The organism is Streptococcus sp. SO2 (assembly GCF_030440025.1).
The window spans coordinates 214,197-228,539 of the sequence record NZ_JAQFJH010000002.1; the positions used below are offsets into that span (position 1 = coordinate 214,197).

Annotated in this window: 13 protein-coding genes and 1 riboswitch; of the genes, 3 read left to right on the plus strand and 10 right to left on the minus strand. The window is 43.8% G+C overall.

The genetic code is table 11. From position 1 onward, the window contains the following. Positions 1 to 56: 56 nt before the first annotated feature. From PCY17_RS03480 to PCY17_RS03500, 5 genes are all read right to left on the minus strand, one after another. Positions 57 to 605: a carboxymuconolactone decarboxylase family protein gene (locus PCY17_RS03480; protein ID WP_025171447.1), complete on the minus strand. Its 549-nt coding sequence runs from the start codon at positions 603 to 605 to the stop codon at positions 57 to 59. Positions 606 to 736: 131 nt separating this feature from the next. Further along, positions 737 to 2,059: a sodium:alanine symporter family protein gene (locus PCY17_RS03485; protein WP_049478067.1), complete on the minus strand. Its 1,323-nt coding sequence runs from the start codon at positions 2,057 to 2,059 to the stop codon at positions 737 to 739. Between the two features lie 89 nt (positions 2,060 to 2,148). After that, positions 2,149 to 2,237, minus strand: a riboswitch (glycine riboswitch). A gap of 165 nt (positions 2,238 to 2,402) precedes the next feature. After that, positions 2,403 to 4,739 carry an endonuclease MutS2 gene (locus PCY17_RS03490; RefSeq protein ID WP_301391848.1) on the minus strand — a complete coding sequence of 779 codons (2,337 nt, stop codon included), beginning with the start codon at positions 4,737 to 4,739 and terminating at the stop codon, positions 2,403 to 2,405. 100 nt (positions 4,740 to 4,839) lie between these two features. Continuing rightward, positions 4,840 to 5,388, minus strand: a complete 549-nt coding sequence (locus tag PCY17_RS03495) for a CvpA family protein (RefSeq protein ID WP_084944335.1) — start codon at positions 5,386 to 5,388, stop codon at positions 4,840 to 4,842. Next, positions 5,385 to 5,687, minus strand: coding sequence for a hypothetical protein (locus PCY17_RS03500; RefSeq protein WP_000002026.1), 303 nt, complete (start codon positions 5,685 to 5,687; stop codon positions 5,385 to 5,387). Before PCY17_RS03500 ends, PCY17_RS03495 begins: the two co-directional genes overlap by 4 nt. 86 nt (positions 5,688 to 5,773) lie before the next feature. Between PCY17_RS03500 and rnhC the strand changes: the two genes are divergently transcribed. The 3 genes from rnhC to PCY17_RS03515 all read left to right on the plus strand — a co-directional run bounded on the left by rnhC (position 5,774) and on the right by PCY17_RS03515 (position 9,768). Then, positions 5,774 to 6,655 (plus strand): ribonuclease HIII, encoded by an 882-nt coding sequence (gene rnhC / locus PCY17_RS03505; RefSeq protein WP_223328446.1) that lies wholly within the window; start codon positions 5,774 to 5,776, stop codon positions 6,653 to 6,655. Positions 6,656 to 6,658: 3 nt separating this feature from the next. Beyond that, the gene (gene lepB, locus PCY17_RS03510; RefSeq protein ID WP_084944333.1) at positions 6,659 to 7,273 is read left to right on the plus strand and encodes a signal peptidase I; all 615 of its coding nucleotides are present in this window, start codon (positions 6,659 to 6,661) and stop codon (positions 7,271 to 7,273) included. A 128-nt stretch (positions 7,274 to 7,401) separates the two neighbouring features. Further along, positions 7,402 to 9,768: an ATP-dependent RecD-like DNA helicase gene (locus tag PCY17_RS03515; RefSeq protein ID WP_084944332.1), complete on the plus strand. Its 2,367-nt coding sequence runs from the start codon at positions 7,402 to 7,404 to the stop codon at positions 9,766 to 9,768. Positions 9,769 to 9,815: 47 nt separating this feature from the next. On the opposite strand, the gene tig is transcribed toward PCY17_RS03515, so the two are convergent. The 5 genes from tig to liaF all read right to left on the minus strand — a co-directional run bounded on the left by tig (position 9,816) and on the right by liaF (position 14,183). Next, positions 9,816 to 11,099, minus strand: a complete 1,284-nt coding sequence (tig, locus tag PCY17_RS03520) for a trigger factor (RefSeq protein WP_301391852.1) — start codon at positions 11,097 to 11,099, stop codon at positions 9,816 to 9,818. Positions 11,100 to 11,189: 90 nt separating this feature from the next. Next, positions 11,190 to 11,846: a DNA alkylation repair protein gene (locus PCY17_RS03525; RefSeq protein ID WP_084944330.1), complete on the minus strand. Its 657-nt coding sequence runs from the start codon at positions 11,844 to 11,846 to the stop codon at positions 11,190 to 11,192. After that, positions 11,847 to 12,479: a response regulator transcription factor gene (locus tag PCY17_RS03530; RefSeq protein WP_000698407.1), complete on the minus strand. Its 633-nt coding sequence runs from the start codon at positions 12,477 to 12,479 to the stop codon at positions 11,847 to 11,849. Between the two features lie 13 nt (positions 12,480 to 12,492). Next, the gene (locus PCY17_RS03535) at positions 12,493 to 13,488 is read right to left on the minus strand and encodes a sensor histidine kinase (protein ID WP_301391853.1); all 996 of its coding nucleotides are present in this window, start codon (positions 13,486 to 13,488) and stop codon (positions 12,493 to 12,495) included. Then, positions 13,485 to 14,183 (minus strand): cell wall-active antibiotics response protein LiaF, encoded by a 699-nt coding sequence (liaF, locus tag PCY17_RS03540; protein WP_084944328.1) that lies wholly within the window; start codon positions 14,181 to 14,183, stop codon positions 13,485 to 13,487. Before liaF ends, PCY17_RS03535 begins: the two co-directional genes overlap by 4 nt. Positions 14,184 to 14,343 lie beyond the last annotated feature (160 nt).

Here is a 14,343-nt window from a genome sequence, read left to right on the forward strand (position 1 = left end):
GCATAGAAAAATGAAGACTGAGCAATCCAGTCTTCATTTTTTCTTTCTGATTCGAACTAGGCATAAGGTTGTAATTCTGGGTTAATAGGCGTATTGGCTAGATTGTTGGCATAGTTGCAAAGGCTAGCAAGACTAACACCGAGAACCACATCCAAGGCATTTTGTTGCGTGTAGCCAGCTTCTAAAAATTCACTAAGGGCTTCATCTCCTACACGCCCTTTGGTATTGATGACCGCCAAGGTAAACTTAGCTAGGGTGTCCAATTTAGGATCTGTTTCAATCGGAGTGCGGTTGCGAAGGGCTTGGAGAAGATCATCATTCATCTGGATTTGTTTGATTGAAAAAGCAGTATGACCTGCGACGCAGAAAGCACAACCATTGGTTACGGCAGCTGTGATTTGCACTACTTCGCGTTCCACTGGTGTCAGGCTATTGCGACGGTTGATGGCTCCGACAGTTCGGTAGGCTTCAAGCGCGGTAGGAGCGTTGGCCAAGAGACCGATTAGGTTGGGAATATAGCCATTGTTATCTTTTTGTACTGTTTCAAGAACTTCTTTCACTTCTGCTGGTGCTGATTCTACTGTGTGGATGGTAAATGTTGTCATAAGAAACCTCTTTTCATTTTATTGTTATTTAGTCTATCATAGAATTTCCCCCTTGGATAATATATATTTTCAATCGCCTTGATAGGAAATGTCTATGAAATGAAAAAAATCACACTAAAAGTGTGATTGGGTTAGTGTTTAAAATACTTTCTGGTTTCGGAAATAACGACTGGCGACAAGACCAAGAGGGCAATCAAGTTTGGTAAAGCCATCAAGGCGTTGACGATGTCTGCGATAATCCAAACCATATCCAACTCGATAAATCCTCCCAACAAGACCATGACTACAAAGACTACACGATAGAGCCAGATAAAACGAACACCAAAGAGAAACTCAAAACAGCGCTCTCCGTAGTAGTTCCATCCGAGAATCGTCGTAAAGGCAAAGAGTACAAGGAAGATGGTCAAGAGGGCAGGTCCAAAGTGTGAAAAAACTGTTGAAAAGGCTGACTGGGTCAAGGCCACTCCATTCAAATCTCCGCTCCAAACACCAGTTACTAAGATTGTCAGACCTGTAAGAGTACAGATAATCAACGTATCAATAAAGGTTCCTGTCATGGAAATCAAGCCTTGCTCTACTGGTTCATTTGTCTTAGCCGCAGCAGCTGCAATGGGAGCTGAACCAAGACCAGATTCATTAGAAAAGACTCCTCGCGCCACACCATTTTGGATAGCCATCCGAATACTGGCACCTGCAAAACCACCTACCGCAGCTACTGGACTAAAGGCTGAAGTAAAGATGAGTGCAAGTGTGGCTGGAATTTTCTCGATATTAAAGAGAATAACTGTAAGAGTCCCTAAAATATAGACAATAGCCATAAAAGGAACAACTGCTGTCGAAACTTTTGATATGGATTTGAGGCCACCAAAGACAGCAATCCCTACAAAAATGGATAAAATCAGAGCTGTGATAGCTGGATTAACTTGGGCTGTATTTTGAATGGATTCTGTAATCGAATTGACTTGGGTAAAGGTACCAATCCCTAGAAGGGCCACCAATACACCCGCTAGGGCAAAGAAGATAGCAAGTGGACGCCACTTTTCTCCCATCCCCAAAAGGATGTAGTGCATGGGGCCTCCAGCTACAGCTCCATTTGCATCCTTAGTACGGTATTTGATGGCCAGTAAGCCTTCGGCATACTTGGTCGCCATCCCAAAGAAGGCCGCCATCCACATCCAAAAGAGGGCACCTGGTCCCCCAACCTTAATGGCTGTCGCAACTCCGATGATATTTCCCGTACCAACGGTGGCAGCTAGAGCTGTACAAAGAGCTGCAAAGCTCGACACATCGCCATGTCCCTTGTCCTTGGTAAAAATCAACTGAAAGGCCTTAGGGAGACGAGCCACCTGCAAAAGCCCTAGTCGGATGGTCAGATAAATTCCCGTTCCGACCAATAAGATTAAGAGGGGAGGTCCCCAAACGAAAGCATCAAGCGCTTTTAGCAATTCTAACATGTCCTACTCCTATCTTTCAACCCCAAAAGAAAGAGCACATGCAAGATACATGTACTCTGGAATGCTTAGATAAATGCCAAAAAGCGGTCTATCCTAGCTCTGTCCTTTTACCTGAGAGTTTGAGCAGTTTCCTGCCTTGCCCCTTCGGTGCCTTTACGGTCTCTCCAGAGTTCCGTCCATTTACAGTCATGGAAAACAAACCTTTCTCCACTTCTATTAAACTTCATTCGGTGTTGGTATTTAATTTTTTATTATTTTACAAGAAAAGTTAGTTTTTGTCAATATATTATTTGAAAAAAGATGGATTTTCACTTCTTTTTCAAAAAAAGAGAAGTACTCTTTTTTAACCTTTAAAGGTCACAATGGTTGCGCCACTACCGCCAGCATTTTGTGGAGCATAGCCGAAAGTTTTAACATGCTTGTTTCTTTGTAGGTATTTGGTGACACCCTCACGGATGACTCCCGTTCCGATACCATGGATGATGTCGACTTGCGCCATGTTATTGAGCAGAGCTTGGTCGATAAAGGCATCTAGCTCATTCATGGCCTCTTCGTACCGTTTGCCTCGGAGATCCAGTCTCGCTTGCGGACCATGACCAGAAGCACGTTTGACGACATTGACTTGTTTTTTCTTGACTGGGGCTTCTTGTTGGGCCTGAACAAGGTCAAATTCTTTCTCTTCCAAGGTCATCTTGATCAAGCCAACTTGGGCTTCCCAGCGGCCGTCCTTAAGCTGATCGGTCAAGGTTCCTCTTTGACCATAACTGAGAACCACGATATCATCTCCCACCTTCGGAGCTCGTTTTTTCTTGGCTTTTTGAAGGACCTTGTTTTTAGACAAGTCGACTTTTTCAGGGGCTAGTTTTTTCAGCTCAGCCTTGGCTTCAATGATTTCGTGGGGTTTGAGTTGAGACTTACTGTGGAGGTTTTTCAGGATTTGGTCACTCTCACTTAGCGCTAGTTCCACAATCTCTGCAGCTTGTTCACGCGCCTTGTTAAGCTCAGTTTCCTTTTCACGATTGAGCTCGTTGTAAAGTTTTTTGAGTGCTCGGTTCATCTTGAGGTTTTCTTGCTCCACCTCTCGGATATTGTCCAAGCGTTTGCGGCTTTCCAATGTCTGCTCTTCCAATTGCTCAATGATGCGGTTGACGTCATTATCTTGGTTGACCTGCTGACTGGCATCCCCGACGATGACATCTGACAGTCCTAGGCGTTTGGCAATTTCAAAGGCATTGCTTCGACCAGGAACGCCCTGCATAAAGCGATAGGTCGGACGCAGACTGGCTGTATCAAACTCCATGCTGGCATTTTGCACAAAGGCTGTCTCAATACCGTAGGCCTTGAGTTCTGGATAGTGGGTCGTCGCCATGGTCTTAACCTGACGTAGACGAAGATCCTCCAGAATAGCCATAGCAAGGGCGGCTCCCTCTTGAGGATCTGTACCAGCCCCCAACTCATCCAAGAGTAAGAGTGAATGTTGGTTGACCTTGCCAAGAATATCTACGATATTGGTCATGTGACTGGAGAAGGTAGACAAGCTTTGCTCGATAGACTGCTCATCTCCAATATCTGCGAAGATTTCTTCGAAAATACCGACACGGCTCCCCTTATCAGCTAAAATGGGCAAGCCTGACTGGGCCATGAGTTGAGTCAAGCCCAGAGTTTTGAGCATGATGGTCTTCCCACCAGTATTGGGACCTGTAATGACAATGGCCGTTAATTCCTTACCAAAGTGTACATCGTTTGCGACAGCATTTTTGACCAAAGGATGGCGAACATGAAGGAGTTGAATCTCTTGATTCTCTGAAAGTTGAGGAACAACTGCTTGTCTTTCTTGGATGAAACGCACCTTGGCACGAATCAGATCCAGATGGCCGATAATCCAAGCGTCATTAGCAATCTCAGCAGCATGAGGACGAACCCGTTCCGATAGTTCTTGCAAGATGCGAATCATCTCATAACGCTCATCTGCTCGCAGACTAGCGATTTCTTCGCTCAGTTTCACGACCTCACGTGGCTCGATATAGACTGTGTTTCCACTAGCAGAGATGTCATGAACAACACCTGCAATCTTATTGCGATAGGTGTTCTTGACTGGTAAGACTTGACGACCATTTCTGCTAGCAATTATCCCTTCGGTCAACATCTGCGCTTTTTGCTTGAGCAAGTCTTGCAAGACATCTCGGACCTGACTCTCGCTATCATGAATTTTTCGACGAATGCGTGCTAGTTCTTCGCTGGCGAAATTCTCGATAAATCCTGCGTCATTTAGGGCTTGGAGACTCCCTTGCAAGTGTGGAAAATCATGCAGTTTTTCAAACCATCTCGCCAACTGCTCCAAGCGTACATTTTCAAGATTGGCATAAAAACTTTGCAACTCTCTGCTAGCAAGTAAGACCCGTTTGAGGAGTAGAAATTCCTCGATATTGAGGTCCGCCCCCATCTCCAGACGCTTGCAAACAGCTGATATCTCACGCGTCGCTAGGATGGTAAAGTGAGGTTGCTCCACAAATAGGGCTTGCATTTCCTCCATCTCTGTAAAGGCTTGTTTAATCTTATCCGCCTTGGCAGTTGGAGCTAAGCCTTTTAACTCCTCTAGTCCTTGTTCTGTCAAAAGATGCGGTTCAAACAAGGCTTTGATTTTATTAAATTCTAAGGTTTCTAGTATTTTTGTATTCATATTCTTTCCTTGTATGCTAGTTTACAAGATCATAGCAACTAGAGGTTTTGACCTAGTCCTCCAATCTGTAAACAAAGGGCTAGGAAAAATCCCGCCCTTTTTATCCGATTAAATTTGTCACCCAGAGTTGTTTGATAAAGTTTGTCGTAAAAGGGACACTTTGGATGATGTTTTTGGCTACTATACTTTTTTCGAGTGAATTTTGAATGACTGCTAGAGGCACTGTTGCGAGAATGGTCAGAGCCATTTGCAAGACAAATAAGGTTACTAATAGCGACAAAAGGCCTGCTCCGATACGCAACCATTTGACATCGAGCTTTTTAGTTGGAATCAAGTGTAGGAACAAACCGATAAAACGTCCGATACTGTAACAAATTCCGAAAACTAGAAGGTAGGCGAGACCCGCATAAAAGACCTTGTCTAGGTGAAACAGCTGGTCTGAAGGGAAGAAAAAGGTGCCCTGTCCTTCCTGAGGATTGGCATAAGGGACAAGCAAGTGGAAGTGATCTCCCAGCGATTTATAAAACTGTCCCGCAACAAAGGCTGAAATCACTGCAACGAGGAAATAATAACTTTGCAGCACCAAACCTCTACGGTAGCCGATGTAAAAGCCCCAAGCCAGAACCAATAAGAGTAGGATTGAAATCATAGGGAGTCCTCAATCTTGCTCTGTTCTTGTTTGACAGCAATCAACTTGTGGCGGAGTTCTAACAACTCTTGCTCCTTGTCATCAAATTCAATTTCACGGTTGAGTTGTGTAGACAGACAGTTGACCGCCAAAAGAAGCGCAATGATCTCATCATCCGCCCCAGGCATTTGTTCTTTAATTGCTTGGTATTTTTCAGTCGCAACCTTGGCAATTTCCTCCATAAAGAGGTTGTCATGCTCGGTTGTCAAGGTTAATGTCTTTTTCCCGAATGTAAACTTATATCGATTTAGATTTGCCATAAAATTCACCTCACGATATTATACCAAATTTCGCTAACTTTGTCAGTTTTTACCAATTCTCCTGCTTTTGTGGTACAATAGAGACTATGGCAAGTATCACACTCACACCAAGTGAACAGGAAATTCAGAGCTTTTTAAGTCAGTATCAGAAGGCTCTCAGTCCTAGTAAAAATCCCTATATCCGCTATTTTTTGCGACTGCCTCAGGCAACAGTTTCCGTCTATACCTCAGGAAAAGTTCTCCTCCAGGGCGAAGCTGCTGAGCAGTACGCCAGTTTCTTTGGCTATGAGGTTCAACAAGAAAACAGTGGACAAGATTTTCCTATGATTGGGACTGATGAGGTGGGAAATGGTTCCTACTTTGGCGGACTAGCTGTCGTGGCTTCCTTCGTGACACCTGACCAGTATGACTTCCTACGAAAACTCGGTGTGGGGGATTCTAAGACTCTGACCGACCAAAAGATTCGTCAGATTGCCCCTATCCTCAAGGAAAAGATTCCACATCAAGCACTACTTCTCTCACCGAGCAAGTACAACGAAGTTATCGGAGAGCGTTACAATGCTGTTTCTGTAAAGGTTGCCCTTCACAACCAGGCTATCTTTCTCCTGCTTCAAAAAGGGGTCCAGCCAGAGAAAATCGTGATTGATGCTTTTACAAGTCCAAAAAACTATGATAAGTACTTGGCGCAAGAAGCCAACCGTTTCCCAAATAAGATCACTTTGGAAGAAAAAGCTGAGGGCAAATACCTGGCTGTTGCGGTTAGCTCCATCATCGCTCGTGATCTCTTTCTTGAAAATCTAGAAAATCTGGGACGAGAACTGGGCTATCAACTGCCAAGTGGCGCTGGAACTGCATCAGATAAGGTTGCTAGTAAAATCCTTCAGGCCTATGGAATGAAAGGACTTCATTTCTGTGCCAAACTGCATTTTAAAAACACTGAAAAAGCCAAAGCACTTCTAGAAAGGTAAATCATGAATTCGTTTAAATCATTTCTAAAAGAATGGGGAGTTTTCTTCCTGATTATCGCGCTGGTAGGCCTTAGCCGCATTTTCCTTTGGAGCAATGTCCGCGTGGAAGGACACTCGATGGACCCTACCCTAGCCGACGGAGAAGTTCTCTTCGTTGTTAAACACCTCCCAATTGACCGCTTCGACATTGTGGTTGCGCATGAGGAAGAAGGAAATAAAGACATTGTCAAAAGGGTCATCGGTATGCCCGGAGATACCATCCGCTACGAAAATGACAAACTCTTTATCAACGGTGAAGAAACGAATGAACCTTACCTAGCTGAGTACCTCAACTTGTTCAAAACAGAAAAGTTGCAGAACACCTATACTGGAAAAGGATTTGAAGGCAATAAGGGAGTTTACTTTAGAGAACTTGCTCAAAAGGCACAGGCCTTTACAGTCGATATCAATTCCAATACCAGCTTCAGCTATACTGTCCCTCAAGGCGAATACCTTCTCCTTGGTGACGATCGTCTAGTCTCTAGCGACAGCCGTCATGTCGGTACCTTCAAGGCCAGCGATATAAAAGGTGAAGCAAAATTCCGTTTCTGGCCACTTAACCGTATCGGAACTTTTTAAGATAAGGAAGAGGCCGAGAATGCTAAGTCTCAGTCTCTTTTTCTATTGCAAGAAGAAGGACTTTTAGTCTCCTAGCTTGTTGAAAGAAGCTAAGGTCCAACTCTCATTAACTCATGTAAAGGAAACCTATGGAAGTTTATTTTTCAGGCACCATTGAACGCATTATTTTTGAAAACGTCAGTAATTTCTATCGCATCCTCCTCCTAGATATCGAAGATACCAATGCGGAGGACTTTGACGATTTTGAAATCATCGTTACAGGAACCATGGCTGATGTGATTGAGGGCGAAGACTATACCTTTTGGGGGCAAATCGTTCAGCACTCCAAGTATGGTGAACAGCTACAAATCAGTCGTTATGAAAGAGCAAAACCCACTAGCAAGGGTTTGGTCAAGTATTTCTCCAGCAGTCATTTTAAGGGAATCGGTCTCAAGACTGCCCAGAAAATCGTTGATACCTATGGCGAAAATACCATAGACGAAATTCTGGAGCATCCTGAAAAACTGGAAAGCATTGCTGGACTCTCTGCCAAAAACCGTGAGACTTTTGTCTCCACCCTCCGTCTCAACTATGGGACAGAGATGGTTTTGGCAAAACTGGCCAACTACGGCATTCCCAATAAACTAGCCTTTCAGATTCAAGACTTTTACAAGGAAGAAACGCTGGATATTGTCGAAAATTATCCCTATCAACTGGTTGAGGATATCAAGGGTTTGGGCTTTACCATTGCTGACCAATTAGCTGCCGAACTAGGTATCGAAAGCCAAGCTCCCGAGCGCTTCCGTGCTGGCCTTGTCCATAGTCTCTTTCAAGGTTGTATGGATACAGGCGATACCTATATGGAAGCCCGAGACTTGCTGGAACAAACCCTGACTCTCCTCGAATCTTCCCGTCCCGTGGAACTCGATCCCAGCCAAGTCGCTCAGGAATTATCTCATCTGATTGAAGAAGACAAGGTTCAGCAGATTGACACTAAAATCTTTGATAATAGCCTCTTTTTCGCTGAGGAAGGCATCCGTAGCCACTTGGTTCATATCCTTGAAAAAGAAAAGCAGAAAAATCAGGATTTGGAAACCATTCACAAGCATATCTCTACTGTCGAGCAAGAACTGGGGATTCAGTACGATAGCATTCAAAAACAGGCTATCTGCGACGCTATCCAGAACAAGGTCTTTATCCTGACAGGTGGACCTGGTACAGGTAAGACGACTGTTATCAATGGAATTATCGCTGTTTATGCCCTTTTAGAAGGGCTTGATCTCAGGAAAAAAAGCAATCTGCCTATCCTTCTTGCTGCTCCAACTGGTCGAGCGGCTCGGCGCATGAATGAATTAACAGGTTTGCCTAGCGCGACCATACACCGTCATTTGGGGATGACGGGAGACGATGATACCAGTCATCTGGAAGATTATCTGGATGCCGATTTTATCATTGTAGATGAGTTTTCCATGGTGGATACTTGGCTAGCCAACCAACTCTTCTCCAATATCTCCTCTAACAGTAAAATCCTCATCGTGGGAGACAGTGACCAGTTGCCTTCTGTCAGTCCTGGACAAGTTCTGGCCGACCTGCTCCAGATATCCCTGATTCCGCAGACTCGCTTGGAACGGATTTACCGTCAGAGCGAAGAATCAACTATCGTTACCTTGGCTAGTCAAATTCGAAAGGGAATCTTGCCAGCAGACTTTACTCAGAAAAAGGCAGACCGCTCTTATTTTGAAATTGCAAGCAACCATATCCCCGCTACGATTGAGAAAATTCTTGGTGCTGCCCTCAGAAGTGGCATTCCGGCTCGCGATATTCAGGTGCTAGCGCCTATGTATCGAGGAACTGCTGGTATTGATGCCATCAACCAACTCATGCAAGACCTGCTCAATCCTCAGCAAAAGGGGCAAGTTAGCTTTGAAGCAACTCAGTGTCACTATCGAACAGGGGACAAGGTTATTCACCTAGTCAACGACGCTGAAGTCAATGTCTTTAACGGAGACCTAGGCTACATCACAGACCTGATTCCTGGAAAATACACCGAGTCCAAACAAGACGAGATTGTCATTGATTTTGATGGCAATGAAGTCGTCTACCCACGTAATGAATGGTACAAAATTCGACTAGCCTATGCCATGAGTGTTCATAAGTCTCAGGGAAGTGAGTTTCCTGTTGTCATCCTACCCATCACCAGTGCTAGCAAGCGCATGCTGGAGCGAAATCTCATCTACACAGCCATTACACGCGCCAAAAGCAAACTTATCTTACTAGGTGAATTACAGGCCTTTGACTATGCAGTTAAGCATATCGGGACTGCTCGCAAGACCTATCTGATTGAGCGTTTCAGTGATTTAATTGAAAATATTGAAGAAAGTAAACAAGCCTTCTCTGAAACTGCCACAGCAAGTGACTCTGAACAATCCCACATCCTCACCGAGGAAAACTGGTCTAGCATCCCCGCTATGATCGGGATTACAGATACAGATCTCAAAGAGATTTTTGGAAAATAGTGCAGCAGAAAGCCCACCTAGTCAGGTGGGCTTTTTCTCTTTTAAGATTATTTAACTGTTGCAGTGCTTGTGATCAATTCAACAGCTTTTTTGATAGTGATATCGTGTTTCAACATGTCAGCTGAAAGTAAGTTTTGTACTTGTGCAACTTCCATGTTGTAGTCTGCTGCCAATTGCTTAATTTCTTTTTGGATTTCTTCTTCTGAAGCGTCAAATCCTTCAGCTTTGGCAACTGCTTCGATAACAAGGTTAGTCTTCGTACGTGACTCAGCTTCTGCTTCGTATTGTTTGTGAAGGTCTTCTTGAGTAGTTCCAGTGATTTGGAAGTACATGTCAGGGTTGATCCCTTGGCGTTGCAAGTTTCCAAGGAATTCATTTACTGAACGGTGAACTTCTTCGTGGATCATTTCTTCTGGAAGTTCTACGATTTCAGCGTTTTCTACAGCTTTATCGATTGCTGCGCCTTCAACGGCATCTTTGTATGCTTCTTCTTTCGCAGCAGTCAATTCTTTGCGGTATTTTTCTTTCAATTCGTCAAGAGTTTCCACTTCTTCGTCGATGTCTTTTGCAAGTTCATCGTCAAGAGCTGGAACTTCTTTAGCTTTTACTTCGTGAATAGTTGTCACGAATTTAGCTTCTTTACCTGCAAGGTCTTCTGCTTGGTAGTCTTCTGGGAATGTTACGATAACATCAACAGTTTCGCCAGCTGAGTGACCTACCAATTGGTCTTCGAAACCAGGGATGAATTGACCTGATCCAAGTCCAAGTGAGAAGTTTTCACCTTTTCCACCGTCAAATTCAACACCATCGATAGAACCAACGAAGTCAATCACAACAGTGTCGCCATTTTCAGCAGCGCCTTCTTTGATAACCAATTCAGCCAAGTTGTTGCGTTCGCGTTCGATACGTTCTTCAACGTCAGCGTCAGTTACTTCTTTTTCTACATCTACTGATACTTCAAGGTTTTTGTAGTCGCCCAATTTTACTTCAGGTTTTGTCACGACTTCAGCTGTGATAACCCAGTCTTGACCTTTTTCCATTGAAGTCACGTCAATTTTTGGTTGAGCAACCACTTCAAGACCAGCTTCTTTTACTGCAGCTTCATAAGCGTTTGGCAAAAGTGCGTTCATTGCATCTTGATAAAGAGCTTCTTCACCAAATTTTTGGTCGAAGATAGGGCGTGGAAGGTGACCTTTACGGAAACCTGGAACGTTAAGAGTTTTCTTTACTGAGTTAAATACACGGTCCAATTCTGGTTTGATTTGGTCTTGAGAGATAGTGAAAGTCAAGACACCACGGTTTGTTTCTTTGTTTTCAAATGATACAGACATTCTGTCATTTCTCCTTAAAATTTTTAATACAGTCCATTATACCATATAATAGCGACTTTTTTCAAGTAATGAATGCGCTTTTCAATAGTGCTAGAGGTACTTGCTCGCTTCCCTGATACTAAGTTCAGCCATTCTCTTCTTATTTTTTTCAATAAAACGTGCTACCCATTCGGGATTGGTTTTAGAGTAGTCTCTTAGAGCCCAGCCGATGGCTTTGTTGATAAAAAATTCTGTCTGGTCCAGATTATTGAGTAGGATCTTTTCCATTAGTTGGACATTTGTTTTCTCTTTCCTTAACAACTGATGATCAATAGCCACACGTCTCAACCAGATATTGTCTGATAGGCTCCATTTTAAAAGCACTTCTTCAAGTTCCGGATGGTTAGCCACCAAACTTCCTACTACTCGATCTAGGATATCTACCGTGTCCCACCAAGACTTGGTCACGACCAGACGCTCAAGCTCAGGCAAATCGTCCTTCGTTAGATAAAACTGCATGGCTTTCAAATAGTTAGCAGCCACATACTGGTATTCTCTAGCATCCTTTTCCCAGCAAGTATCTACAAAATCCCAATCGATCAGCTTTGTTTTTTTCGCACTTGGAAAGTATTTTCTGTAGAGGGCATTTCTTTCAGGACCAGCAATACCTAGAAAGGGAAATTGATGGCGCATATAGGCTTCCATAGGCCCTGCTTTTTCAGGGTCTTTTGCTGCTTCTAGCTCCACAAGTAAATCTTCAAGACTCATCTAAAAGTCCTCCTGCCCGACCAAGTGGTGCTGAAAGGCATAGACCGCCGCCTGGGTGCGATCGCTGACCTCAAGTTTGGCAAGGATATTGGACACATGGGTCTTGACCGTCTTGAGAGAGATAAAGAGTTCATCTGCAATGCGCTGATTTTCGTAGCCCTTGGCGATGAGTTGAAGTACATCTCGCTCACGCGCAGTCAATTCTTCATGAAGTTCCATATGATTGCGGTGGTATTCGACTTTCTTGCTGACCTCTTGTTCAATAGCCAGCTCTCCAGCAGCCACCTTACGAACGGCATGGAGCAGTTCGTCTGCACTAGAAGTCTTGAGCATATAACCTTTGGCACCCGCATTCAAGACTGGCATGATTTTTTCATTGTCCAAGTAAGAAGTTACAATCAAAATCTTGGCTTCAGGCCATTCTTTGAGGATGGCTAAGGTCGCGTCAATCCCATTCATCTCAGGCATGACGATATCCATGACAATGACATCTGGACGCAGTTTCAAGGCCAAGTCAATACCTTGAGCCCCATTGGCAGCCTCGCCCACAACTTCCACATCGTCTTGGAGATCAAAATAGCTTTTCAAGCCCAATCGAACCATTTCATGGTCATCTACAAGTAAAATTTTCATCTCTACTCCTTTATCATTCCTTATCTAGCAGGGGAATACGGATATCAACCGCCAGTCCTTGTTTGGGAGCTGTCAAGAGTTGAACCGTTCCTGCCATATCTTCGACTCGCTCCTTGATATTTCGCAGTCCATAACTCAAGTCGTCTAAACTCCCCAACTGGAAACCAATACCATTGTCCACCACCTTCAGCTGCAATTCAACATCTGTCTGATAGAGGTAGACATCTAGGCAAGATGCCTGGGCATGGCGGAGGGTATTGCTGATCAACTCCTGCAAAATACGGAAGATATGTTCTTCAATCTTCTTGGGCAATTTAGACACATTTTGCTTGAGACTAACCTTGAGATCACTCTTGTCCTCAAGCTCTTTTAAGAGGATTTGAATCCCCTCAACCAAACTCTTCTCTTCCAACTCAACTGGTCGCAAATGTAGGAGCAAGACCCGCAAATCCTTTTGGGCTGTCTCTAGGATGGCCGCGACACTTTGCAACTGGGTCTGCATCTTTTCTCTATCCAGCTTCAAAGCCTGCTGACTGACACCTGATAAAATCATATGGGCTGCAAACAACTCCTGACTAACTGTATCATGTAAGTCACGTGCTATCCGCTTCCGTTCTTTCTCGATGATTGCTTCTTCCTTGACCAGGCTTTGATTTTCAGCCTTTTGAACAGCTTCTGTCAAGAGGTTGAGCTTGCCAGACAAGGATTGGAAACTGGCATTCAAGTCTGGATCTGCAAAGGCAACCACCTCTTTTCCTGCTAGCAGTCGCTTGAGATTGACTTGCATTTTTCTGCGAGAAATTTCTTCCATCACGCGCCAAAAAAGGACAAAAAAGAAGGTCATGGAAAGGCTAAAGACCAAAATCAAGAAGATGAGTTTCTCTGTTTTCTCGATATCCTGTAGCAAATAGGACCAATCAAGATTTAAAATATCAAGCAGACTATTGGTTAAAAAGAGGATAAAAAGGAGAGAAGTCAGGCCGATTAATAGGTACGATTGCTTTTTCATCCTCTGACCACCTCCACATCGCCAACCATAGTAGTTAGGAAAATCTTGACACTCTTGTTACTCTTGAGGTAGTCTCTGGTTTCCTGATGATAGTGTTCATTACGGAGGGCTCGCTTAGGTTGATGAAGGAAGGTTAAATCTCCATGAAGACAGTTAACACTGAGGCTGATTTCCACATCTACAGGTACGATAATCCTAGTCGTTCCCACCATCTTTCTAAGGATAATGACATTGTCATGATTGGTTAGGATAACTCTTTCCAAATGAATGGTGTCCTTGCCCATGAGGCGAAAGAGGTTGATATCGTCAAATTGGCAGGTCTGGTGACTAGAGAAATGATGGAGATTGCCAAACCAAGGATTGCGTTCATTTTTTACCGTCACCACCTCTTCAAAGACCAAGTCGGTCTCCTCTTTTTCTTGATTCATCATTGGATAAAGAAGAAAGAGACTATAGATAACTGCCACAAAGATGGCTAAAATCACAAAGGGATTGAGCATGACGATGAAAAAGAAAAGAATGGTCGCCACAAGGAGGAAAACGTTGTTGCCCTCTTTACCTGTATAATAACGAAGCAAGAGCAAAAAGAGGAATAGAATCAGCAGAAAACGCGAAAAATGCTCTGATACCATCAAAATCAGAGCTCCCGTCAATAGACAGGCTTCAATAAATAAAAAGATTTGAAATTTTTTCATAGATGCATCCTCTCTTTTCTATTTTATCACAATTCAAAAAAGTCACCTCGGTCTGAGGATGGAAAAAGGAGATAGGACAGAAATCGCTCCAACAAACTAGGTTCTTTCAGCCCACCACAGTTGACAAAAGGCTACAAAAAAGGGCGGGATTCTTGTCCCG